Here is a 22,139-nt window from a genome sequence, read left to right on the forward strand (position 1 = left end):
TCGAGGGCCGCCAGCCGGCCGTCGTCTGCTGGGCCGTCGCCCGTCCAGCCCGCGATGCAATCTGCGAGCTCCCCTTCCTCGGCGCTGGACGCAGCACCCGGGGCGAGCCCGGCGGCGGTGGCGGCAGCGGCGAGTTCGGCTGCGACCGTGTTGCGTGAGGGGTCTGCCCCGGCGCGGGCCGGGCCCTTGGTGCCCGCGGGCTCCCGGACCCAGCCGTCCTCGCTGTCTTCCTCGGCCGCAGCCAGGACGACCCCGCCGACGACGAGGGCGCCCGCGAGCGCCGCGCCCCCTACGGCAGCCGCCCACAGGGCTCCGCCCCTGATCCTGCTCACGTTCGTCCCCCGCACCCGCATGGCCTCACACCGGGGCGGCGTGCTCCGGCAGCAGGCCACAGGCTAAAGGGTGACCAGCCGAGCGAGCCCCGCCGGGTCGGCTCGATGACTACTGAAGATCGCCGACTGATCACAACATCACACAGGCCCTTAGTACGGCGACGGGTCGTACGGAGATTCCGTACGACCCGTATCCGTCTGCGTCGGCTCCTACCTTGCGCACCCCTCGGCGAGCGCGGCCACCGCAGTGACGAGCACGCCCATCACGCAGACCGCATTCCGGTCTTGGACAGCTGCTCGATCCGCTCCGGTGACAGCGTCGCGGCCCGGCGGCGCTGGTTGTAGTCCAGGAGGTCGATCGTCGTCGAACCCGTGGCCGCCTTCAGGGCCCGGCGTATTTGGCGGGCCCGGCGGGCGTTATCCGGGAGTGGTTATCAATGGGTCGCGTCACCCCGCTCGTCACTCCGGCGGACTGGGCGCTGGCCGAGCACTGGATCCGTGAAGCGTCCGCCCTGTTGGGCCGTGCCGGGCAGGCAGAAGGCGCCGGGGATGTCGCAGCCCTCGGTGACCTCCTGGCCGTCGCGGCCGCGCAAGCCCCGGCCCTGGTCCGCGACCGCGTCCAGGCCGCGGCCGACGTGTTCGAGCAGGCCGCCCGCGCCCCGGGCGCCCGCTCTCTGGAGGGCGCGCCCGTGCCGGATGGCGCGCCTCGGCCCGGGCTTTGGAGCGGGCACCGCGCGCGGCACTCGGGGGTGGTGCCGCGGTCGTTCTCACGCTGCTGGTCGCGCTCGTGGAGGTGGTGGAGGCCGCAGCCTCCTGGCACCGCGCGCAGGAGTACCGGGCGCAGGCGAAAGCCGCTGCCGAGGCGGCGGTGCTGCTGCGGGAGGCAGCCGGCCTGACCGGCGCCGTGCCGCCGACCATCAAGCCGCGTACCGGTCGGGTGGTGCGCACGCCGGGCCGTGGCCTGCCCGGGGCTGCGCCCGTTACCGGTGTACCGGTCCGGCCCCGTCCGGATCCCGGCCGGCCGCGCCCGTTTCGTACGCGCTGACCCCCACCCGAGGGAGCGACCAGGGCGGCACCGGTCTCCTCAAGGCGCACCTGGCCCGTCTCCAGGCCGACACCTTCTGGAAGGACGGCTCGTCCTCCACCACGGTCGGGCGTCTCGTGGACGCGACCCTGCACTCCCTGACGACACCGCCCTCCACCCCGGCCGCGCCGGCCGCGCCCGCGTCTCCCCGATGGCGGCCCGCTCCCGCTCCACCTCCACCCCGGCCGCCGCGGCCCCCGGACAGCAGGCCCCGACGGAAGCTGAGAGGACGCGCTTGTCGTACTCCCGCCTCGGACCAGGGCCCGAAGGGGCCGGTCGCCCTGAGCCCTCACACATCACGGATGCGCGACGGCTTTCGGGGCGCTACGACGGGGCGGCGCCGGTGGTCGCCCCGTCGGTCCCGGTATCGGACGGGGGTTCGACGAGCTGCTCGCGCAGGTAGTTCCAGACGACCGCGATCAGCGCCGCCGCCGGTACCGCCAGCAGGCTGCCGACCACTCCAGCCAGGCTGCCGCCCAGCGTCACCGCCAGCAGGACGACCGCCGCGTGGAGGCCGAGACTGCGACTTTGGATCATCGGCTGGAACACATTGCCCTCCAGCTGCTGCACCACGATGATGATCGCCAGTACGATCAGCGCGTCCGTCAGGCCGTTCGAGACCAGCGCGATAAGCACTGCGACGAGGCCGGCGAACAAGGCGCCCACGATCGGCACGAACGCGGAGACGAAGGTCAGCACCGCCAGCGGCAGCACCAGAGGGACGCCGACGATCCACAGGCCCAGGCCGATGAAGACGGCGTCGAGCAGGCCCACGAATGCCTGGGAACGCACGAACGAACCGAGCGTCTCCCAGCCGCGTGCGGCGACCACAGGGATGTCGGTGGCGAGCCGGCCGGGGAGTTGGCGGGTGAGCCACGGCAGGAACCGCGGGCCGTCCTTGAGGAAGAAGAACATCAGGAAGAGCGCCAGGACGGCGGTGACCAGGCCGCTGAAGACAGTGCTCACACCGGTAACGACGGTGGAGACCGCGCTGCCGACGCTGTTCTGGACGCGGTCGACGGCGGCATCGAACGCCCCGGTGATCTGGGCGTCGCCGATGTTCAGCGGCGGCCCGGCGGCCCACTCTCGCAGCTGCTGGATGCCCTTGACCACGCCGTCGCCCAGCTCGCCGGACTGTGAGGCCACGGGCACAGCGATCAGCGCCACGATGCCTGCGGCGGCGATGAGGAACAGTACAGTCACCAATGAGGCGGCCAGGGCGGGGCGCCATCCGCGCCGCCGGAGGAAGGCGGCCACGGGCCACGTCAGCGTGGTGAGGAACAGAGCCACTATCAGCGGCCAGATCACCGACCACATCCGGCCCAGGAGCCACAGGGCCACCGCGGCCGCCACGAGGACCAGCAGCAACTCGGCGGATACCCGGGCGGACGCCCGCAGCGCGGACGCGGTTTTTCTGGAACTCAGCGTGTCAGACATGCGGTCAGCCAAGCATATTGCGTTCCGCTCCTTCGCTGCCAGCTCGATGACGTCAGCATCGTGGCGGCCGGCAGCCCCCGAAGCCTGCCGCCCGCACGGCCGCTACTTACGGCCCGGGGTCCAGTTCAGACCCCAGTCAGCCTCCTGGCACCGCGCGCAGCAGTACCGGGCGCAGGCGAAAGCCGCCTCCGAGGCGGCGGTGCTGCGGCGGGAGGCAGCCGGCCTGACCGGCGCCCCGCCCCCGACCACCAAGCCGCGCACCGGTCGGGTGGTGCGCACGCCGGGCCGTGGCCTGCCCGGGGCTGCGCCCGTTACCGGTGTACCGGTCCGGCCCCGTCCGGATCCCGGCCGGCCGCGCCCGTCCCGTACGCGTTGACCCCCACCCGAGGGAGCCCTGCCGATGACCTACCCGCCTCAGCCCGAGCCGTTCGCCGAAGCCCTCGGGGAGGCCGCGCAGACGGCCGCGATGGCCTACCGGCTGGTGCTGGCCATCACCGACGCGGTCCGCCGCGCCACCCAAAAACGGATCACCGGCCGGGAGGAGGAACTCGGCGAGGACGCGGCCAAGGTGGCGCCGGGCTGGTCGACCGACCAGCTGCGCGGCGTCCTCGGCGACGACATCCTCGCCGAGCTGATGGCCGGGGCGGACTGGCCGCAGTTGGCCCGCCAGCTCGTCGGTCTCCAGCAGGCCGGTGTCGAATGGAGCCGATGCTCGCGCAGGCCGCCGAGGCGCTCCCGGGCCCGGCCGTGCTGCGGGCGGGTGTGGCTTATGAGCAGAAGGAGGACGACGCCCGCCGCATCCGCTGACATCCGGCCTTCCGGGCCGGGCCGAGTGAGCCCTGACTGGGGCCCGCGCGCTTCATCCGGGCTCCCGCACCCGTCTGCATCCCCGCCCCGTTGAGGGGCGCTCATTTCGGCGGCTCGCCCTGGTGACACTCTTCAGGTCGGCCAGTTGACCTGCCCGCTCTTGACTTGCAGTACATCCGGAGCCTCGGCTTCATAGAACCTGATGGATCCGATCCCGACTGCGCCATCCCCGCACGGGTGCGTTGTGTGAGTCTTGTGGCTAGCCAGCACAGCAGCTCGCCGATCTTCTCGAACTCGTCTGGGTGGATCTCCTGGCGGGACGTCAGCGACCAGCCCTTCCCGGGCAGGTCCGCGTGAGGGGCCAGCGCCGAGGAGAGCACGCCACCCACCCGCCATGCCGCGCCGCGCCCGGCCAGCAGTGGGTGGGGGTCATCTTCGACGACGGGGATCCCCGAGTCGTCCATCACTGCTCTGGGGAACTCGGTGACGATGGACAGGCACGCCGGTTGCGGCCCGAGCCCCAGGTGCCAGCTCACTTCGGCGAGCTCCTTCTCGGAGATCTCGTCCTGCAGATCCAGGGCGATCATCAACTCATACATGTCACTCACCCGATAAACCCTACGGGCGGCCCACGACAAGGCGAGTGGAGCGGGGAGGTATCTGCTGCCGGTCAGCTCGGCCACCCGCATCGTCAACCGGGATGCGCTCTGGCAACCAGGCACCCGCTGTGCGTGCGCGAGCCGGCCAGGGCGTCTGACGCACGTGACCTGACCCGCTCTCTGTCCGGAGCGGGCCGCGCGGCGTCTGCCAGTCCCGTGAGCGGGTTCTGCAGGAAGGATCGGTCTCACCGGCGGAGCGGCGCCTCTTCTCCCTCTCCTACGCCTCCTACGCCGAGCAGGGTGATCGGCCCTGGCCGAGGATGCCGAGGGCGAGGACTGCTTGTCCGGATGGTCCACCGACGACGACGCCGACGTGCTGGTCGAGCTGGCGGCCGGGGAGGCGGGGGCATCGGTGCTTCGGCTGACCGTGCCCGGTGCGGAGCCGTTGGCGGTGGTGGGGGAGGTGCGGGTGGTCGACCGGTTCCGGTCGGGGTCGGGCGGCCTGCGGGTGACGCTCGCGTGGCCTGCCGGTCTGCGGGGCGCGTTCTTGTAGTTCCCTCTGCACACTTCGGTCTCTGCTGACGCTTTACCGGTGGAGGTGCTTGCCTCCACCGCCGCGTGGGTGGGGCGTCGGCGGACCGAATCGGTTGTGGGAGGGAACATGCAGCACAGCCTGTCGTTGGCGGAGATCTTGCTGGCGGCCCGGGTGTTCGGCCCCGACATCCTGTGCGTCGGCCGCCGGCTGGTGAGTGCCGGCGTGCGGATGGGGATCTCGGACATCACCACCACGGTGCCCCGGGCGGGGAGCCCGGACGATCTGCGTCACGAGGTGGACAGGTGAGCGAAGGGGGTTCGGACGAGCTGGGCGGCGCGGTGGGTCTTCCCGAGCGCCCCCGCTCCATAGACCAGCTGCCGCCGGCCCTGAAGGCGTCCTACTGGAGCTTCCACGACGCCTCCTACGGGCAGTACTGGGACTTCGCGTGGGAGTCGCTGGGCTTTTCCCACGCGGACGCCGACGAGGCAGTGGACGCCGCGTTCGCGGCGATCGGCACCGAGTGGGAGCGCATGCAGGAGATGGCCAACGCGCCGGGCTTCGCCTGGCGGATCCTGAAGTTCCGGATCGAGGACGTCAGGCGCAAGAAGCGTCCCGAGCCCATGGACCTCACCGTCTTCGACGCCTCCGCCGACGAGGCCGGCGAAGACCCCTATCACCAGCTGACCCAGCGGATCGCGCTCCACCAGGCGATGCGCCACCTCACCGAACGCCAGCGCGACATCCTCACCATGACGACCCGCCTCGAATACACCGACCAGGAGACCGGGCTGATCATGGGCGTCGATCCCCAGACGGTCCGCACCACCCGCAGCCAGGCCAAACAGAAACTCAGGCGGCTGCTCGCCTCTGAGACAGAGCACTCGGATGGGAGGACATCGTGAGTGAAAGGACCGAAGCCGACTCCCTCGACGACCTGCTGCGCGCCGGCCCACAGAGGCCGGCCAGGCGCACCCGCGCGGACCGGGAAGCGGCCCGGGCACGGCTGCTGGACCGTCCCGCCCACGGGCAGGACGAGGACGCCTCCGTACCCTTCTGGCCCGACCCCACCGCCGTCGAGCCCGTGCTCCCGGAGCGCGCCGAGGCGGCGCTGGAGGCGCTGAGCGTCTCGGCGGTGCACGCCGTGAAGTCCGCCTCCCGCCTCGCGGTGTTCGCCTCCGACGTCACCCTCGCCACCGGGGCCCTGGTCTTCGCCTGCGTGCTGCACCTGACCGGCGACGAGCACGGCGCCCGCTTCTGGTGGCAGTACGCGGCCGGCTGCGACAACCGGACCGCCGCCTACTGCCTCTACCTCGACCACACCCGCAACGGCGACTACGACGACGCCCGCCGCTGGGCCGACCAGGCCGCCGGCCGCACACCCTTCGCCCCGGAACCCTGGTGGGGCTGCGGATCCGCCGGACCTGTCCACGGCGCCGCCTACCTGCGCCTGGCCCGCAGCACCGGCGCCGCCGGCCACCCCGACCTCGGGGAGATCCCGGTGCCCACCCCCCGGGTGGCCAAAGAAGCGATGGCGCTCGCCCCGCCCCCGGCCCCCTGGGATTACCCCCTCAGGCCCGGCGGCTGGATGCTGCACCGCGGGCGAAGGAACAAGAACAAGGCACCCGCCGGCACACCCCGCCGCCAGCACACCTCCCGCACCCTGCACACCGCACCCGCTGGCGCGCTCTCCTCTGTCGGCACCGCGTCACCGTCGGCGGCCGCACCGGTCATGAGCCAGGCCCTGGAGGAAGCCCGCCGCGCTCTGGCCGTCGTCCGGATCCTCCAAGACCACCGCCTCGGCGTGGAGATCCGCCAGATCAGTCAGGACACCGCCCTGCCCGAGACCACCCTCACACCCCTGCTGGACATGCTGTGCGAGGAGGAGTTCGCCGAACCGATCACCGAAACCGTCTTCGCCCCCGGCCTCGCCCTGGACCGCCTCGCCCTACCCGGCGGCACCGGCATCGCCGCCCAGCTCCAGCGCACCCTGGCCATCATCCGCCAGGAACTCGGAGCCGCCGTCTACCTAGGCCGCTACGCCGGCGGAGACATCACCATCGCCCAGGCCTCCACCGCGGACGCGACCCCACCCGTGCGCGAGGACATCCCCTTCCGCTACGCCGGCCACGCCACCGCCGTCGGAAAGTCCCTCCTGGGCCAGCTCGCCCCCGCCGACTACGCCGACCACATCGCCCGCTACAAGACCGAGGCCTTCACCGAACACACCATCACCAGCCCCTGGGCCCTCCTGGAGCGCCTCAGCCGCCTGCGGCCCGGCGCACCCGTCTACGACGCCTTCGAATACGGCGCCGAATGGTGCTGCTCCGCCGTGCCCGTCGGAATCGGGGCCGAAGCCGGCTCCCTGGCCCTGTCCCTGCCCGCCGACCACATCCACCGCCTCGGCGACGCCACCCAGCAGCTGCGCCGCAAGGCCGTCCCCATCATGCTCGTCCTCCTCCTCGCCGGGGAGCTTCCCGCCGAAGGACCTGTGGAGGAGAGCGAGCCCTCCCCCCTGACCCGCACCACGGACGACGGCGTCCTGAGCCCCGGCGCCATGGTCCGACTGCGCCGCATGTTCACCAAACCCCTGATCAGCGCCACCGCCATCCGCGACACAGCCATGGCCTGGTCGGGCCCGCACCTGGTCACCGACGAAGGATCAACCAACGTCTACTACTTCGACGCGGCCCCCGGCCTCGCACACAACAGAGCCCTCACCCTGCCCCAGACCCTCACCGTCCGCCCCCAGACCAGCCAGCCCCCCCAGCCCACACCCTCCGGATGGGAACACCCGACCGCCCACACCCTCGGGGAGCTCACCGTGTACCGCACATGACCGCCCCCCTTCCGCGTGCCCGGCCACGCGAGTGCCTCGCGGGCCCAAGGTCGTCGTCCGACGGCCTTGGGCCCGCTGTCGATGCTGGCCACCTTCTGCAGAGCCGCTGCGTTGGCTCCGGCGCCTGAGCGTCCGCAGCGCCGCCGACGTCGGGATGGGATGTCGGGGAGCTCCGCCAGTCGCCTGGCGGACCCCGGGCGTGGGCGCCGGGAGGAAAAGGGACAGGGCCGGCCCCGGTCGCGCTATATAGGCCCCGTGCAACGCCCGCAGAACCCGGCCCCCCGGCCCCATTCGTCCAAGCCCGTCCAAGCGCTGGTCCGCCCGGAGGCGCTGGCGAAGATCAGTGCCGACCGGGCCGTGGACTGCGGCGGGGGTCTTACCGCCACCCGCCGCGCTTCAAGCGGCTGCGCCGGACGTGACGCTCGAGGATGCGCCCCGCTTCGAAACGCGCCGCGGCTGGGTCAGTTCCGGCTGGCCACCGCGCGAGGCGCCGAGCGCACCGCGGCAGGGCGAGCGAGCACGGCCAGGTGGCGGCTGGTGGCGCGGCGAGCCGCGCGGGGCTGGGTGATCGCGTTGGTCCGTAAGGCACCTTGCGGAGCGCTTGGGGTAGCCGGTGGCAGGCTGGCGCGAGGGCCCGGCGGGCCACCGGGGGTGCTTGCCAGAGGTGCCTGCGCACGACAGCCTGCGGAGTCGGCAGCCGTTCTCGAACGGGGGTCATGGCGGACGTCTATGACGTTCCGAAACCTTTCCACCCCATCTGACCTGCAATTTAAAAAAAGTTTCGCCAGGGCATCCGGATTTTGACCCCCTTCTGCGTCTAGGGAGTGAGGGCCGCAAGGGCCTCGCAGCTGATCTCGTTCGTAGAAGGGAGCCAAGTACACGTGAACTGGCCCGACATCGCAGGCTTCGGGTTGGGATCTTCCCTCCTGTTCCTGCTGCTGTACGCCGTGCGCAAGCTGCTCGGCGCGGTCGACCTGTGCGTCGCGGCGCACCAGGAACGCCTCGCGGAACGCGAGCAGAGGGCATCGCTGATCGCCGTCGCCGAAGCCCTGCCCCATGGCGGCCTCGCGGTCCAGTACGAGCAGGGACAGCTCGACTGGCTGCTTCTCAAGCCCCCGCCGACGCCCGGCGCCGACGGGGTCGTGCCCCTGGAGCCGTCGGAGCGGAGGGTGGCTTGAGTGACAACCCCCCGCAGACCGCTCCGCTCGACGTCGAAGCGCTGCTTACCGACCTGAGGCCCCGTCTCCTGAGCGCGGCACGTTACGAAACGGAGAATGACGAGCACCGCTCCGAAGACCTCGTACAGATCGCGATGGAGCGCATCTTCCAGAAACTTTCCCAGCCCGACTTTTCTATCCCTAACAACCTGCCGGCCTACGGTCGCAAGATCATCAAAAACACCATTGTGAGCGAATACCGCCGCAAGAAGCCCAATGTGGTCTTCGTTCCGAACGAGGAAATCCCGCACCTGAGCTCACCTTCCGAACCCTCTGCGCTGTCGATTGCCGACAGCGCAAGGGACGAAATCCTTCGGATGGTTTCAGAACTACCCAAGAGGCAGCGGGAAGTAATTGTTCACTGCGTACTGATGAACATCGACCCGGAATCCGTTGCAGAAAAACTGGTCCTCAGTGTAGACAGTGTTAACCGCTACTACAGGGCGGCCATCAACACCCTTCAGAAAAGAATGATCACGCCATCCGAGGAGGTGTCAGCATGAACCTGATTGATCGAGAACAGAGGGATGAACTCGTCCGTCTGGTCCTGCTGGAACTCTTTAAGCAGGCGGATGACAGGGGCCTGGGCGCAGTCCCGGCCCCTGGGCAGGGGGGCCGGCCTTCGGGCCGGCCCCCGGCCGGGGCTGGGGTTACGTCTCCTCTGGAGCGTAAAGCTGTCACTGAACTGCTGGAGATTCTCAAGAGTATCGAAAGTTCTTCAGGCCACTACGCTGAAGAGCTTCGAAGGGGTGCCGAGCTGTTTGAGCTTCTCGGTAATCAATCACTTGCGAATCACTGGTGGAAGAGAGCGGCGCTAGCGGGGGATGAGGATGCTATGGACTACCTGGAGATCCTCAAAGAGGAAGCGGGCGGGTCGGAGGTCGAGTTTCTTCCAAGGCGTCGACTTCTAGCGGATAGCGTTCGTTTTCGCCGCCGCCTTGAGCGCTATCGTGGAGCGCTTCAAGGGACGGAAATTGATCTCCTGATGGAAGAGATCGAGGAGTACTTGGAAAGTCCGGATCAAGTCGTCGACGGGGGAAGGCGGCTTTGATTCATTGTGTCATTTTGTCGTGTCTGAAAGGCGGAGCTCTCAGGTTGATCTGAAAGTGACCGGGTCCCGATAACGGGGACTCTACGAACATCAGCTGCTCACGGCGGCTACCCCAAGGGATGCGGGGTAGCCGCCGTTCGCTGTCCCCATGGCTCACCGGATGTCGGAGGCATAGCCAAAGTCTGAGGGCGGCCACCAGGCCGCCCTGGGCGCGCCGCGGGCGGCCACCAGGCCGCCCTGGGCGCGCCGCGGCCGGGGCTGGACGATCGACACGAAGCGCGAAGAAATGTCTCTCAACAGGGGCAGGAGCACTTCGGCCCGGCCCCTGTTGAAGTGCTGGGACGGCCCGCTTGAGAGGCGCCAGGGAGGGAAGCGAGGCAGGCGGCCGCGAACGGGCTGCGGCAGCAGCCGCTGCTCTCGCCTTGTCCTTTCCCTGCGACGGGCCGCGCTCGCCGCCGGGCAGAGGCAGTTCGCCGGGCTGTCGGCCGTCCGCGGATCGAGGTCGCCGCCCTCAGTGTGTGGCTGGGCGGCTGTAGTGGATGAGGGTGGTGAGGTGGTGGTGGGTTTCGGGGTCGGTGGAGTGGATACGGGTGGTGTGGGTGCCGCGGGTGAGCAGGACGCGGTAGATGTTGAGTGCGAGGGGGAGGTATTCCTGGGGTGTGAGGGTTTTGAGGGTGCCGTCTTGGCTTTCGTCGGGGTGGGCGGTCCACTGGTTGTCTCGCCAGGTGAGGTCGGGGCCGATGACGACAGCGGAGTGCTGGTACTCGAGTCCTTGGGCGGTGTAGACGCAGCCGACTTGCTGGTGGCCGCCGGTGTGGCTGGCCCACAGGGTGCTGTTCGGTGCCAGGGTGTCGCCGTCGGGGGTAGTAAGTTCGGTGGAGGCGTTCCAGGCGGCCTGCCAGACGCGGGACGTTCCCGTGGGTGACGTCGTGGTGATGCGGATGTCCAGGGGCAGGGTGCGGGCGTTGCGCTTCGCGGAGGTCCACGGCCAGCAGAACCCGGCAGTGATGCGGGCGCTCATGCCGGCGGCGGTGGCCCGTTCGACGCCTTCCTGGAGCGTATGGGGGTCCGGGCACAGGCCGAGGTCGTAGCCGGCATGCCCGGTCCAGGGGACCGGGTTGCCGTAGAGGAGGGCTTCGACCCAGTCGGTGTAGGCCTTTGAGCCCTGGCAGCGGAAGGACCCGGTGAGTTCGAGAGCGTGGTGGGTGCGCCCCGCCGCCACCGAGAGCGCGGCGATCTCCTCGACGGTGACGCCCTCGTGGGGCCGGATGACCTGACGCTCGTCCAGGAACACCACCACTAGGGCGCCCTGTGTCAAGGCCGCGGCGAGTTCGGGCGCCATGCGGCCGCCGGTGCGCTTCATGCGCTGCGCCTCGTCGATGACGATCGCCCGGGAGCGCTGGGCGGTGCTGCGCAAGCTGGAGGCGCCGGGGAAGAGTTCTCTGGCTCCCGGGTGGTCGCGGGTGGCGTCAAGGAGATGGGCGCGCAGGGTGCCCGATGGGGTGACGAAGGCGGGGGAGGAGTAGCGGTGGGTGTGCATGAAGTGGCTGAGCAGGCGTACGGCGAGCGCGGATTTTCCGCTGCCGGGACCGCCCCGGACCGTGATGATCGCCCCGCGCCCGGCCTGACCGCCGTCCGGCGTGCCATCGGGCAGGTCGGAGAGGGGCAGCGTGGAGGCGGCCTTGTTCCTGATACGGACGAAGGCGTCCTGCTGGTCACCGACCAGGGCGAAGGCGGGCTGTCCCGCCAGCACGCTCCCGACATGGTCTAGGAGACCGGCCGACGGCGACCAGCGGATCTCCTCGAACGCGGCGACCTGCCCCGCCCCAGCAGGCAGCACGCCCTCGCAGCGCAGCATTCCCGCCAGCGCATCCCGCGGTGCTGCAAGGTCGCCGGCGCTCAGGACGGGGATATCGGCAAAGCCGGGGGCGGCCGCACTGAGGGCGGCGCCCTGCTCGGCGGTGGCGTTGTGCAGGACCACCGCGGCACGCAGGTCCAGCCGGGGCGCGTCCTCCGGACGCCAGTGCTGGAAGAAACTGCGGTAGGCGGCGACCTGATGCACCGGATGGGAGGTCACCAGCCCGTCGCTGCGCATGACCCGACCGCCGTCCAGGATCCGGCAAGTCTGCCACTGCTTCAGCTCGACCACCACCAGGACCAGCGCTCCGTCCGGCAGGGCCCCGAGCAGGAGGGCGTCCAGACGCCTGCTGCCGCCGGGAGTTCCGTACTCCAGATACACCCTCAGGTCCGCAAGGCCGGCCCGGACCAGGGCGGTGAACAGGGCGGGCCAGCTCGCACGCCAGCTCCGCAGTTCGCTCTCGTCCGGTATCCCGAATCCGGACGCCCGGTAGCGGGCGGCGCACCGGGCGATGAACGCCGGGTCATCCACCAGCGCGGCGATCTCGCCGACTGATCCGGCTGCTGCGCACGCGACATGGCCCTGAGTGTCCGGCTCTTGCGCAGGGGACGGTATGTCAGAGGGCAGAGTGGTCCTGCCGTTCGGATCCGTCGCGTTCGCCGTGCTCATGTTGATCCCCCTTGGATTCCTCCTGCCGGCGCCTGCCCAGGCTTTCTCCGGCCCCGGCGGGCGTGACACAACCGGCCCCACTACCCGTCGGCGTCACCCTCATGTCAGCGGGCGCCCACACACTCCGAGTTGAGCGGGCGGGGCACCAACCGATCACGAGGCTAGCAGAACTAAAACACTATCGACCCGTCGATAGCGTATTGCTTATGATGCCCTGCATGAAGACGTCGACGTTCGTCATGGTCCACGTAGGCCAGAGCACCGAGTCCCAGCGCAACCTCGTCCACGGCATCGAGACCCTCTCCTGGGGCTTCCCGGAGGAAAAGCCCGAGTACAAGGGCGCCCAGCCGCAGTTCGCCCTCTTGGCCACCGGAGCCTCCCCCCGGGTCCAGCTCACCGACTGGCTCCAGGACACCGCAACCCTCTACCTCTTCCAGGTCCGCGGCGGCTTCTACAAGGGTGAGGCCTGGCACTGGCCGGACGAGGAAGCCGAACGCCGCCTGAAATACCCCCAGCGCTTCGGAATCGAGCCCCTCGCCAAGCTCGACAACATCCCCCTGGGCCCCCAGGGCCCGCTCACCGAAGCCGGCAGCGACGCCATCCGCCGCTCCGGCACCGACCGCGGCATGGGCAAGCTCGTCCAGATGCCCGCCCAGCCCCTCCTCAACCTCGCCGGCATCCCCTTCGACGCCGACCAACCCGAAGACATCCCCCTAGACCAGTCACCCGGCTTCACCGCCGACCAGGTCGAGGGCAAGAAGAAGCCCCAGCGCCGCCGCCGAGGCGCCGGCTACATCTCCGACCCGAAGAAGCGCAAGGCCATCGAGGAGCACGCCGAGAACCGGGCCATCGCCCACTACGAGAGCCAGGGCTGGAGCGTCGAGAAGCTCGGCAAGCCCTACGACCTGCACTGCACCCGCGGCACCGAGGAACGCCACGTCGAGGTCAAGGGCACCACAGGAGCCGCGACCAGCGTGGAACTCACCATCAACGAGGTCCTCCATGCCCGGGACAAGGACAACAACGTCGACCTGTACGTCGTCAGCGACATCAAGGTCGACACCCTCACCGACCCCTACACGGCCAGCGGCGGCACCGTCTCGCATTACCCCGACTGGGAACCCGCCGAGGAGGACCTGAGGCCCCGCAAGTACGAGTACCGGCTCCCCGAAAGCACGGGATGAGGAGCCGGCCGCAGGAAGCGAGCGAGCCTCTTGGGCGCTGTCACGAAACCGACGCTTAGTCCGCTGGCCGAGGCGGTCGTCTATCCGGAGATCGGGCCGGGCTGCACGCTGACGGGCGGGGTGTGGTGGTCGTACTACGACGAGCGGGAGGTGACGCCGGCCGGGGCGCTGGACATTGACCACATGGTGCCGCTGGCGGAGGCGTGGGACAGCGGGGCGTCGGCGTGGACGGCGGCGCGCCGGGAGGCGTACGCGAACGATCAGGGCCAGCCGTCGAGCCTGGTGGCGGTGACGGCCCGGTCGAACCGCATCAAGGCGGACCAGGATCCGGCCCAGTGGCTGCCGCCGTCGCCGGATGCGCTGTGCCGGTACGCCGCGGAGTGGACCGCGACGAAGCTGCGCTGGGGCTTGGCGGTGGACGAGGCGGAGCAGCACCGGCTGCTGGACATTGCGGCCGGCTGTGGCGGCACGGACGTGGAGTTCACCCCCGCCCCGTAGTGCCGAGCACCGTAGAGGGTGGCAGCGCCAAGTCCCGGTGACAGGGCTCGGCGCAGTCACCGGATCGACCACCACACTTTGAGCGGCCCTTTCTGACCCCTGCCAGCAGCCAGGAAGTCGGCCTGCGCGGTCGTGCCACCCACATCGAGGGGGAAGTTTCGAGTTCTCCTGCCTCTGCCGTCTCCATGCGCCATGGTCGGACGGGGCCGGCTGCGGATGGCGGGCCCGTCGCGAGGGAAGGGGACGTCATGGCCGACGGCAGGGAAACGTGGACGACGGTGGAGTTCGGGACCTCCCACGAGGGCTGGGTCGGGGTACTCCTGGCGGACGGCACGGTCCCGCGACCGGCGATCTTCGACACGGGGTCAGGCCCGGACGTTTACCAGACGTCCCACTGGTCCGTCTACGACGGCCGCTTCCCGCACATCCCGCGCGCGGCCACACTGCGCGCGGTGTGTTCGTGCGGATGGAATGGCCCCGAGCACCCTCTGGACTGGGACACGATCGGCGCACAGGACCTGGAGGACGCCGCCGACGAGCAGGCGGACGCATGCTGCCGGGACTGGGACAAGCACACGGTGGCCGTCGAGGAGGCCGCGATTCCGCTGCCCGCGTCGCTCACCGGCCTCCTGGACCAGCTGGAGGCCGAGATCAGCAAACTCGGCACCTCCTCACCCCTCGCCGCAGTGCGCGCGGTCCGCCTGCTGGAGCTAACCGCCGGAGAAGCCGGTCACGAGCCCGCCCGCCTCGTGCAGCACGATTCCACCCCGGCGCAGGCGGCGGCCGCGCTCGGCCTCACCGAGGCGGCAGCCCGCAGGGAACTTGCCCGCCTGGGACGCTGGAACGTCTACCAGCGCTGAGCGGCACCGCGACCGAGTACGGACTGGCTGCCGACTCACTGGAGGACATCGAGCCGTTGGGGCGGTGAACTGCAAGCTCGCAAGTGTCAGGAGGCGGCCCGCCGCCAGGGCTCGCCGCCGGCCCGCTGGACACGTCCAACCACCGCCTCTGGCTGTCCTCCCAGACCGCCTCGGTACAGCGCAGGGAGGTCGGCGGCGGCCGGCCGACGTGCAGATCGCGTCCTGCGCCGTGTGGTACGCCGTCCGGCGCCTCCGACGCGCCGTGGCCTGGCGCGGCGGTCAGGCTGGCCCTGGACTCTGGCGGACCGGCGGAGGAGGGCTTCGCGATGGTGCTGCGGCCGCCGGTGGAGCCGATGCTCGCGCAGGCCGCCGAGGCGCTCCCGGGCCTGGCTGTAGTGCGGGCGGGTCTGGCCTATGGGTAGAAGTTCGACGGGCGCCGCGCCTCTCTTGTTCACCCCGACAAGCCGGCCCGGTTGGGCGGGTGCTGCTCCAGACCCGGCGCGGGCCCCTGGTGCAGGACCGGTGGCCGGACGTGGTGGCGGCCGCCGAGGCGCAGCTGCCGCCCGGCCAAGGCCTGTGCCCTCACGCCAGCCGGGACCCGATTCGAAACCTCATGTCCCCGGCAGCCCGACGGACATCCCCCGACAGGGCCTCCACCTCCAGCACCCCGAGCAGCACCATCAGGGCCCGCGCCTCATCCTCGGCCAGCAGCCGCAGACGTGGCTCGGGCACCCCATCGAGCAGCGAATCCAACAGGTCCAGCACACCGTCATCCATGCCGGAGACAACGCGGGTCAGCCGGCCGAAGTCACCGGCCCGCAGAAGAGCGATCCACGGGGCGGCCGAGGCCGCGTCGATGCGCGCATCATCGGGTGGCCGCAGCTGCTCGGCGTCGAGCCGGTCGCGGCGCTGGCGCTGGTTGGCGAGCCACACCCCGGTGCGCATGAACAGCCCAGAATGTCGGCCTGCTCCGGCATGATGCATCAACGGATCGGTCGATGACGGCGAGGCACGTGCATGAGGCTGAAGCTCAATGAAGAGTGGACGGTTGGCGACCGCCTAGGGGAGGGTGGCTTCGGCGCGGTCTTCGAAGCCCGCTCCGCTAGCGGCAAGGCTGCAGCCGTCAAGCTGGTCGAGAAGCAACCGGGCGCTGACCGCGAGCTGCTGTTCACCGACCTGGAAGGCGCCCGCAACGTCGTCCCCGTCATCGACAGTGGCGAACACGAGAACTACTGGGTGCTCGTCATGCCGCGCGCGGAGACATCCCTGCGAGCCCATCTCGTCGAGCAGGCGGGATCCCTGGCCCTAGACGAGGCCGTACGCATCCTGTGCGACATCGCCGAGACCTTGACGGACCTTGATGGCCGGGTCGTCCACCGGGACCTCAAGCCGGAGAACGTGCTGCTCCTCGATGGTCGCTGGTGCTTGGCCGACTTCGGCATCGCTCGCTACGCCGACGCCACTACCGCCCTCCACACCTACAAGGGCGGCGGCAGCCTCCCCTACATGGCGCCCGAGTCGTGGAAATACCAGCGAGCCACCGGGGCGACCGACATCTACGCCCTGGGCGTGATGGCCTACGAGCTTCTGGAAGGCACCAGGCCCTTCGACGGCCCGCACGAGCACGACTACCAGGACCAGCACCTGCACGGCACCCCGCCGCCGCTCACCACCGCCCCCGCCCTCCTGGCGTCACTGATCACCGAATGCCTCTTCCGCGCGCCCCAGGGCCGCCCGGCCGCGGGCAACGTACTGGAACGCCTGAGCCGCATACCTGCCACAAGCCTGACCGGCGGCCTGGCCGCGCTGGCCGAAGCGAACCGAGCCGAAGCCGCCCGACGCTCCGAAGCCGATCGCCAGGCATCGGCACACGCCACCGAAGCGGAACGCCGCGAAGACCTCCTCGAAGCCGCCCGGACGTCACTGCGCCTCATCTCCGAGCAGCTCCTGACGGCGATCACGAGCATCGTCTCCACCGCTGAAGTAGAGCGGGGCGCGGCGGAGGGCTGGACCGTACGCCTCGCCGGTGCCGAGCTCACCTTCTCGGGAGCGACGGCGGTCACCGCACCCTGGAGCGGCCCCTTCGACGTCGTCGCCCACGCCGTGATCCAACTCAAGATCCCGCAGGACCGGTACGGATACGAGGGCCGTAGCCACTCCCTCTGGTACGCCGACGCCCAGACGGCCGAGCGCTACCAGTGGTTCGAAACCGCCTTCATGGAGACGCCACTGCGCGGAGGGATGTCGTCCATGGACCCGTTCGCCCTCAAGCCTGACAGCGACGCCAACACGGCACTCCGCCCCGTCATCGGCCTTCGCCAGGTGGCTTGGCGCTTCACTCCGCTCTCGACAGGCGACCTTGACGAATTCATCGACCGCTGGACGGGCTGGCTGGCCCAGGCAGCCTCAGGGCAGCTCAGGCACCCCATGCAGATGCCAGAACACAACCCCGAAGGATCCTGGAGAAGGTAATGCGCTGTGGCGCCCGCTTTCGGGACGGGCGCCACAGGGCTCCACATCAGCCCGCCCAGTCGACGCCCAGCTGCGCGAGGGCGTCAAGCTGGTCGGTGGTGAGCTTGTCGCGCCTGCTCTTGGTGTTGGAGACCCACACGCCCAGCTTCACCACTACCGGCTCCGCCTCGCCCTCGACCGCGATCTCCTCCCCATGGGCGCGCGGCACCGGCCGGTGGGCGCCTTCCCGCTCAACCCACTGCGTGAGGGCTGCCAGGCCCCGCTGGAACGCCTGCTGCGCCTTGCTCGGCCCCCTCGCTCCCCGAGCGGCGGCCGGGGCCGGAGGCGGCGCTTGGGCGGGTTCCACGCCTAGGGCGGTCAGCCGCTCCTGCTGCTCGGGAAGGAGCCGGGCCCAGGTGGCTGGCTGCTTCTGCTGCTGGAACCACCGTCCGATGTCGTCGCCGTCCATCAGCACGCCCGGGGCGATGTCGGGGAGCTGGCCGTCGGCGTCGACCAGGTCTGCCAGGACGCGGTAGTGCCGCTGCCAGTCCAGGGGCCAGGGGCAGTTCCAGTCCTTGTCGATGGCGGCGAGCTGCGCGCCCCGGGTCGCGGCGGTGTCCTCGTCTTTCCCGAGCCCGTTCTTGGCGCCCTTGCGGCGGAGGTTGGCCATGTACTGGCCGATGGGCAGCATCTCGTCGTCTTCGCCCCACATGGCGTCCTGTCGGGGCGCGAGGTGCCCGGTGGCCTTCCGGTAGGACCGGAGCACGGCGAGCTTGGCCTCCCAGGCTTCCTCACCGGGTTCCCACACCATCCCGGCCTCCGGCGCGTCCAGCAGCGTCTTGCGACGCTCCTCGAGTTCCCCGGTGCGTAGGGCCTTGCGCTGTTGGTGCACCCACCGTCCGAGGGGGAACGCCTTGGTGACGCCTACCTCGGTCTCGGTGTCGTAGGGTACGGCGTGCAGGCCGGTGATGTCGTTCTCGGCTCGCCACCGGATGAGGGCCTGGTAGCCCTCCAGCCACACCAGGGACTCGGGCCGGTAGACGCGGGTGCGCAGGAACGCGGCGATGGTGGCGGCGTCGCGGGGGCTGGAGAAGTGCAGCAGCGCGGACTCTGCGGCGGCGTCGGTGTCGTCCTCCTGGTGCTCGCCCTCCTCGCCGGCCTCGATGATCCGCCCCTCCTCGTCGCGCCGGAGGTGGGTCTTGCGCTGGCCGTGGGTGAGGGCGCGGGAGGCGAGCTGCTCGACCAGGCGCTCATCATGAGAACGCAGGCCCTGGAGGACGGCTACAAGAGGGCGGAAGCTGGCGCTGGCGACCATGTCGGTCGGGTCTTCGCCCGGCTCAAGGAACACGGGCACGATGATTCTGGCGATCTTGGTGGAGCCGTCTTTGTTGAGCCGCAGGGCCCGGCCGATGTTCTGGACGATTTCGACCTGGGAGCCGCGGGTGTCGGCGAAGCAGATCGCCTCTACACCCCGCTCGCCGGTGATGTCGACGCCTTCGCCGAGGACGCGTACGGAGGCGAGGAACGCGCGGTGTACGCGCCGGTTGTCGGCGTCGATGCCGTTGGCGAACTGGCGCAGGACCTCGCGGCGCTCGGTGACGAGGTGGTCCCCGCACAGCCACGCCGACCAGACCCGGTCCGGCGGGACGTGGCGGCCGGCTTCCAGCTCGTAGAACTCCGCCTCGATCGACGACTTCGGCAGCTTCTCCGCGGCCGCCAGATCGGCGTCGGAGGCGTCCGTGACGTACAGCTCGGCCGCCGTCTCCGGCAGCTTCTCCGCGAACGCGGCCGCCTCTTCCACCTTCTGGTGGAACGTCATGACTGTACGCAGGTTGTAGGCCGCGGCGTGCTCCAGGAGGGCGGTCTGCAGCAGTGCCAGGCGTCGGCCCCGCTGCGCTTCCTCGGACTCGCCGAGGACGGGGGAGGGGTCGTGGATCTCCAGGACGTCGATCTCGAACCCGGCGAGGATCCCCCGCTCGATCGCCTCCGACAGCCCCAGCTCGGCCAGCCACGCCCCGTAGGTGCCGTCCGGGTCATCGGCCATGCTCGCCATCTCCGGTTCCTGGCCCCCGGTGCCCTGTTGAGGTGCGGCCGCGGCCAGGATGCGCGGCGTCGCGGTCAGGTACAGCCGGAAGTCGGCAGGGATCCTGTCGTTGTCGTGGATGGCGGCCCAGGGGCGTCCGAGGTCGCCGGCGGTGCCGTGGGCCTCGTCGACGATCGCGAGGTCGAAGCCCGCCATCTGCTGCCCGTAGAGCCGCTCCCCGCCCGCCAGAGCGGCCTCCAGCGGCCCGCGAACCTTCCGCTGTCCCTCGGGTGCTTCGAGGTCCTCTCGGTCCACCAGGGAGGCGTACGTGGCGAACACGACGACCGGTCCGGAGGCGGCCCACAGGGCGAGCTGGATCGGGTTCGTCGTGGTGCGGACCCCCAGCTCGTTCAGTACCGGGTCGTTCTCCAGCGAGCACACCGCGACCATAGGGGCCCGGTGGCCCAGCAACCGCCACGTCTGGGCGGTCTGCGCGAGCAGGTCCAGGGTGGGAACGGTGACAAGGATCCGGCAGCCGGGGAAGCACTCCAGCGCGCTCGCGGCGGCCGTGATCGTCTTCCCGGATCCGGTCGCTGACACGATCGTGCCTCGGGCACCCTGCGGGGGCACAGCCTGCCTTGCAGGGAATCCGACCCACTTCCGGAACGCGGATTTCTGGTCTACCTGGTGTTCTCGGAGCCGGATCAAAAGAATTCTCCGGGTTCGGGAAGGACCTGCTCGACGGAAATAATCCGGTACTCGCCGTCCTGGTGGATGCTGCCGGGCCGGCCGAACATGCGTCGCCATTGCTCGACGGCCGCACCTGCGGAGGCCGCGAAGACGTGGCGGACGATCGCTTCTCCTCCCGAGGGAGCGGCATCCGGCCGGGCGGTGATCCGGTAGACGCGGTGCCGCAGCACCTCCACCGGCATCCCATCAAACTGTTCGCTCCGTACAGCCTCGGCAGCCTTGCGCTGCGCACGCTGCTCTTCCCGGCGGGCGACTCGGCGGTCTTGGTCCGGGGAGTAGACGGTCATCTGTTGCTCCGTCATGATGTGCTGGATCCGGGCCCATTCGACCCTCTGACACGAGGCGATGTCCAGCTCAGCTGGCTTCCGCGGCTCTCGGGGTGCAGCAAGTGCCCGGTCTTCCCGATCTTGGGCAGCCCGGCGCCGTTCCTCCACCTCGCTCAAAGTGAGTCCGGTGGCGCGTCTGACCACAGCGAGCCGCGCCAATTCATCCGGATGGTATTCGTAGACAGGCATCCCCAAGACCCTCTCGGAGGGAGCGTCCGTGTGGTCTATTTTTGCCAATCGTACATGCATCATCCATCTGATGCAGCCGATGCCATACTCAGCGGGCCGCAGCGACGGATCCCGTGAATCGGATCGGCCCAGCTCCGACCTCTCGTTGGTCCTGCCTCGGCAAGGTGACTGTCGTGCGGCCCTATCCGTGGTCCGCATGGCAGGCACGTTGCCGGTGTCGCGCGGATGAGCGTCGGTGATCCGACCCGGCCGGGGCCTGACTTTTCGGCCGTTGAAAGAGTGTCATCAGGGTGCGGAGCGTGGTGTGGGGTAGTGGTCTTTCGGGGTGAAGGGTTGTGCGAAACTTCTGACCGAATACATGCGAGTCGTTGAGGCTGTGGGGGAATTGTGCGATTTCGGTCAATGGCAACGTTTTTTGTGATTGCAGCCTTCGTCACTGGTTGCGCGGGGGAGTCCGACAGGTCGGAATCCAGTTCTGGCAATGGCGAGGGAGTTAAGGCTTCACCTTCTCCTTCCGCGCAGGTTACAGGTTGGTCTTCTGCGCAGGAGGCGGCCGATGAGGTCAAAAAGGTGATGCTGGGGGCTGGAGTGAAGCTGGCTCAGCCGAAGCCGAAGAGGGAGGGAGAAACGGTAATCACTCTGTTTGAGCCGCATGACAAGGAATCTTCTTTGGACGCGTTGAAGAAAGGTTTTGATGAGCTGTCAGCTAAGAGCTGGAAGCCTTCAGATCAAAACGAGGGGAGCCTTCTGCGTTCAGAGAAGGGTGGGTGTGCAGCGATGAGCCCCACTACCTTCGAGATCAAGCATCCGGATCTTCAGCCCAACCAAGATCTCATCTCGGTGACGGTGGTCTGTACCGAGGGTTAGCCGCCAGCCGCGTCAGGGTGGGGAGCGGAGCGGACCCACCCTGACGGTCCGAAGGATCGGACCCCGCGAAACGGGGTCACCCCGGGCTGCGGAGCAGTCCGTTCAGGACCGAGCGAAGCGAGGTCGCTGAACCTGTCCGAAGCGAAGCGCAGGATCCCAGCCCGAAGAGCCGGCCCCGGCTCGGCGAAGCCGAGCCCCGCCACCCGGAGTCGCACACCCCAGCCCCTGCTCTGCTGCTGACTGCCCGCGGAGCGGGCTGGTCCTGGAGGCGGAGCCGGAAGGACCCGGGCGGGCGAGCGGAGCGGCCCGCCCAACGGGCCGAAGGCCCGGACCCCGTGAAACGGGGTCATCCAAGCCTGCGGAGCAGGCCGTTCACGGTAGAGCGAAGCGAGACCGTGAACCGTCCGGAGCGGAGCGCAGGACTCCGGCCCGAAGGGCCGACCCTGAGGGCGCGAAGCGCCCTCCCTGATCTACCCCCACACCCGTAACCCCGACGACTCGCTGCGCCCCAACTGGGACGAGAGCGCGTACAACTCCATCTCGCTGCCGGAGCTCAAGGCGCTGGA

20 protein-coding genes and 2 pseudogenes are annotated in these 22,139 nt (G+C 69.7%); 14 read left to right on the plus strand and 8 right to left on the minus strand.

Annotated elements, in window-relative coordinates; translation table 11 throughout:
• A pseudogene (locus AB0D45_RS31250) lies at positions 1 to 332 on the minus strand (hypothetical protein); the annotation flags it as partial.
• 434 nt (positions 333 to 766) lie between these two features.
• Complete coding sequence (locus AB0D45_RS31255) at positions 767 to 1,063, minus strand: hypothetical protein (RefSeq protein ID WP_362465302.1); 297 nt, start codon at positions 1,061 to 1,063, stop codon at positions 767 to 769.
• A gap of 56 nt (positions 1,064 to 1,119) precedes the next feature.
• Here AB0D45_RS31255 and AB0D45_RS31260 point away from each other — a divergent pair, with 56 nt between their 5' ends.
• Positions 1,120 to 1,377: a hypothetical protein gene (locus tag AB0D45_RS31260; RefSeq protein ID WP_362465305.1), complete on the plus strand. Its 258-nt coding sequence runs from the start codon at positions 1,120 to 1,122 to the stop codon at positions 1,375 to 1,377.
• Positions 1,378 to 1,740: 363 nt separating this feature from the next.
• Here AB0D45_RS31260 and AB0D45_RS31265 read toward each other — a convergent pair whose 3' ends face one another.
• Positions 1,741 to 2,853: an AI-2E family transporter gene (locus AB0D45_RS31265; protein WP_362465307.1), complete on the minus strand. Its 1,113-nt coding sequence runs from the start codon at positions 2,851 to 2,853 to the stop codon at positions 1,741 to 1,743.
• A 400-nt stretch (positions 2,854 to 3,253) separates the two neighbouring features.
• Between AB0D45_RS31265 and AB0D45_RS31270 the strand changes: the two genes are divergently transcribed.
• Entirely contained in the window at positions 3,254 to 3,754 is a 501-nt protein-coding gene (locus tag AB0D45_RS31270; protein WP_362465310.1) for a hypothetical protein, read from the plus strand.
• 7 nt (positions 3,755 to 3,761) lie between these two features.
• On the opposite strand, the gene AB0D45_RS31275 is transcribed toward AB0D45_RS31270, so the two are convergent.
• Positions 3,762 to 4,268 carry a hypothetical protein gene (locus AB0D45_RS31275; RefSeq protein WP_362465313.1) on the minus strand — a complete coding sequence of 169 codons (507 nt, stop codon included), beginning with the start codon at positions 4,266 to 4,268 and terminating at the stop codon, positions 3,762 to 3,764.
• Positions 4,269 to 4,599: 331 nt separating this feature from the next.
• Between AB0D45_RS31275 and AB0D45_RS31280 the strand changes: the two genes are divergently transcribed.
• From AB0D45_RS31280 to AB0D45_RS31310, 7 genes are all read left to right on the plus strand, one after another.
• Positions 4,600 to 4,812 (plus strand): hypothetical protein, encoded by a 213-nt coding sequence (locus AB0D45_RS31280; protein ID WP_362465316.1) that lies wholly within the window; start codon positions 4,600 to 4,602, stop codon positions 4,810 to 4,812.
• Between the two features lie 108 nt (positions 4,813 to 4,920).
• Positions 4,921 to 5,100, plus strand: coding sequence for a hypothetical protein (locus AB0D45_RS31285; protein WP_362465319.1), 180 nt, complete (start codon positions 4,921 to 4,923; stop codon positions 5,098 to 5,100).
• Complete coding sequence (locus AB0D45_RS31290; RefSeq protein WP_362465322.1) at positions 5,097 to 5,696, plus strand: sigma-70 family RNA polymerase sigma factor; 600 nt, start codon at positions 5,097 to 5,099, stop codon at positions 5,694 to 5,696. Before AB0D45_RS31285 ends, AB0D45_RS31290 begins: the two co-directional genes overlap by 4 nt.
• Positions 5,693 to 7,630, plus strand: a complete 1,938-nt coding sequence (locus AB0D45_RS31295) for an IclR family transcriptional regulator C-terminal domain-containing protein (RefSeq protein ID WP_362465325.1) — start codon at positions 5,693 to 5,695, stop codon at positions 7,628 to 7,630. Before AB0D45_RS31290 ends, AB0D45_RS31295 begins: the two co-directional genes overlap by 4 nt.
• Positions 7,631 to 8,541: 911 nt before the next feature.
• The gene (locus AB0D45_RS31300) at positions 8,542 to 8,808 is read left to right on the plus strand and encodes a hypothetical protein (protein WP_362465328.1); all 267 of its coding nucleotides are present in this window, start codon (positions 8,542 to 8,544) and stop codon (positions 8,806 to 8,808) included.
• The gene (locus tag AB0D45_RS31305; protein WP_362465331.1) at positions 8,805 to 9,350 is read left to right on the plus strand and encodes a sigma-70 family RNA polymerase sigma factor; all 546 of its coding nucleotides are present in this window, start codon (positions 8,805 to 8,807) and stop codon (positions 9,348 to 9,350) included. Before AB0D45_RS31300 ends, AB0D45_RS31305 begins: the two co-directional genes overlap by 4 nt.
• Positions 9,347 to 9,898 (plus strand): hypothetical protein, encoded by a 552-nt coding sequence (locus AB0D45_RS31310; protein ID WP_362465334.1) that lies wholly within the window; start codon positions 9,347 to 9,349, stop codon positions 9,896 to 9,898. The genes AB0D45_RS31305 and AB0D45_RS31310 overlap by 4 nt, the downstream gene beginning before the upstream one ends.
• A 511-nt stretch (positions 9,899 to 10,409) precedes the next feature.
• Here AB0D45_RS31310 and AB0D45_RS31315 read toward each other — a convergent pair.
• Positions 10,410 to 12,287 carry a DNA/RNA helicase domain-containing protein gene (locus tag AB0D45_RS31315; RefSeq protein ID WP_362465337.1) on the minus strand — a complete coding sequence of 626 codons (1,878 nt, stop codon included), beginning with the start codon at positions 12,285 to 12,287 and terminating at the stop codon, positions 10,410 to 10,412.
• Positions 12,288 to 12,643: 356 nt separating this feature from the next.
• On the opposite strand from AB0D45_RS31315, the gene AB0D45_RS31320 reads away from it, so the two are divergent.
• The 3 genes and pseudogenes from AB0D45_RS31320 (at position 12,644) to AB0D45_RS31330 (ending at position 14,967) form a co-directional block, all read left to right on the plus strand.
• Positions 12,644 to 13,609: a DUF3883 domain-containing protein gene (locus AB0D45_RS31320; RefSeq protein ID WP_362465340.1), complete on the plus strand. Its 966-nt coding sequence runs from the start codon at positions 12,644 to 12,646 to the stop codon at positions 13,607 to 13,609.
• Positions 13,610 to 13,672: 63 nt separating this feature from the next.
• Positions 13,673 to 14,107, plus strand: a pseudogene (locus AB0D45_RS31325) (HNH endonuclease family protein); the annotation flags it as partial.
• A gap of 248 nt (positions 14,108 to 14,355) precedes the next feature.
• Entirely contained in the window at positions 14,356 to 14,967 is a 612-nt protein-coding gene (locus tag AB0D45_RS31330) for a hypothetical protein (protein WP_362465343.1), read from the plus strand.
• A gap of 582 nt (positions 14,968 to 15,549) precedes the next feature.
• Here the strand turns inward: AB0D45_RS31330 and AB0D45_RS31335 are convergent.
• Positions 15,550 to 15,912, minus strand: coding sequence for a hypothetical protein (locus AB0D45_RS31335; RefSeq protein WP_362465346.1), 363 nt, complete (start codon positions 15,910 to 15,912; stop codon positions 15,550 to 15,552).
• 72 nt (positions 15,913 to 15,984) lie between these two features.
• Between AB0D45_RS31335 and AB0D45_RS31340 the strand changes: the two genes are divergently transcribed.
• On the plus strand, positions 15,985 to 17,439 hold the full coding sequence (locus tag AB0D45_RS31340; RefSeq protein WP_361610011.1) for a serine/threonine-protein kinase: 1,455 nt from the start codon (positions 15,985 to 15,987) through the stop codon (positions 17,437 to 17,439).
• A 46-nt stretch (positions 17,440 to 17,485) separates the two neighbouring features.
• Here AB0D45_RS31340 and AB0D45_RS31345 read toward each other — a convergent pair whose 3' ends face one another.
• Together AB0D45_RS31345 and AB0D45_RS31350 are read right to left on the minus strand one after the other, a co-directional pair.
• Positions 17,486 to 20,149 (minus strand): Helicase associated domain protein, encoded by a 2,664-nt coding sequence (locus tag AB0D45_RS31345; RefSeq protein ID WP_362465349.1) that lies wholly within the window; start codon positions 20,147 to 20,149, stop codon positions 17,486 to 17,488.
• The gene (locus AB0D45_RS31350) at positions 20,146 to 20,706 is read right to left on the minus strand and encodes a hypothetical protein (protein WP_362465352.1); all 561 of its coding nucleotides are present in this window, start codon (positions 20,704 to 20,706) and stop codon (positions 20,146 to 20,148) included. The genes AB0D45_RS31345 and AB0D45_RS31350 overlap by 4 nt, the downstream gene beginning before the upstream one ends.
• Before the next feature lie 402 nt (positions 20,707 to 21,108).
• Here AB0D45_RS31350 and AB0D45_RS31355 point away from each other — a divergent pair, with 402 nt between their 5' ends.
• Complete coding sequence (locus AB0D45_RS31355) at positions 21,109 to 21,573, plus strand: hypothetical protein (protein ID WP_362465355.1); 465 nt, start codon at positions 21,109 to 21,111, stop codon at positions 21,571 to 21,573.
• Positions 21,574 to 22,139 lie beyond the last annotated feature (566 nt).

This window comes from Streptomyces sp. NPDC048352 (assembly GCF_040651895.1).
Classification (GTDB): domain Bacteria; phylum Actinomycetota; class Actinomycetes; order Streptomycetales; family Streptomycetaceae; genus Streptomyces.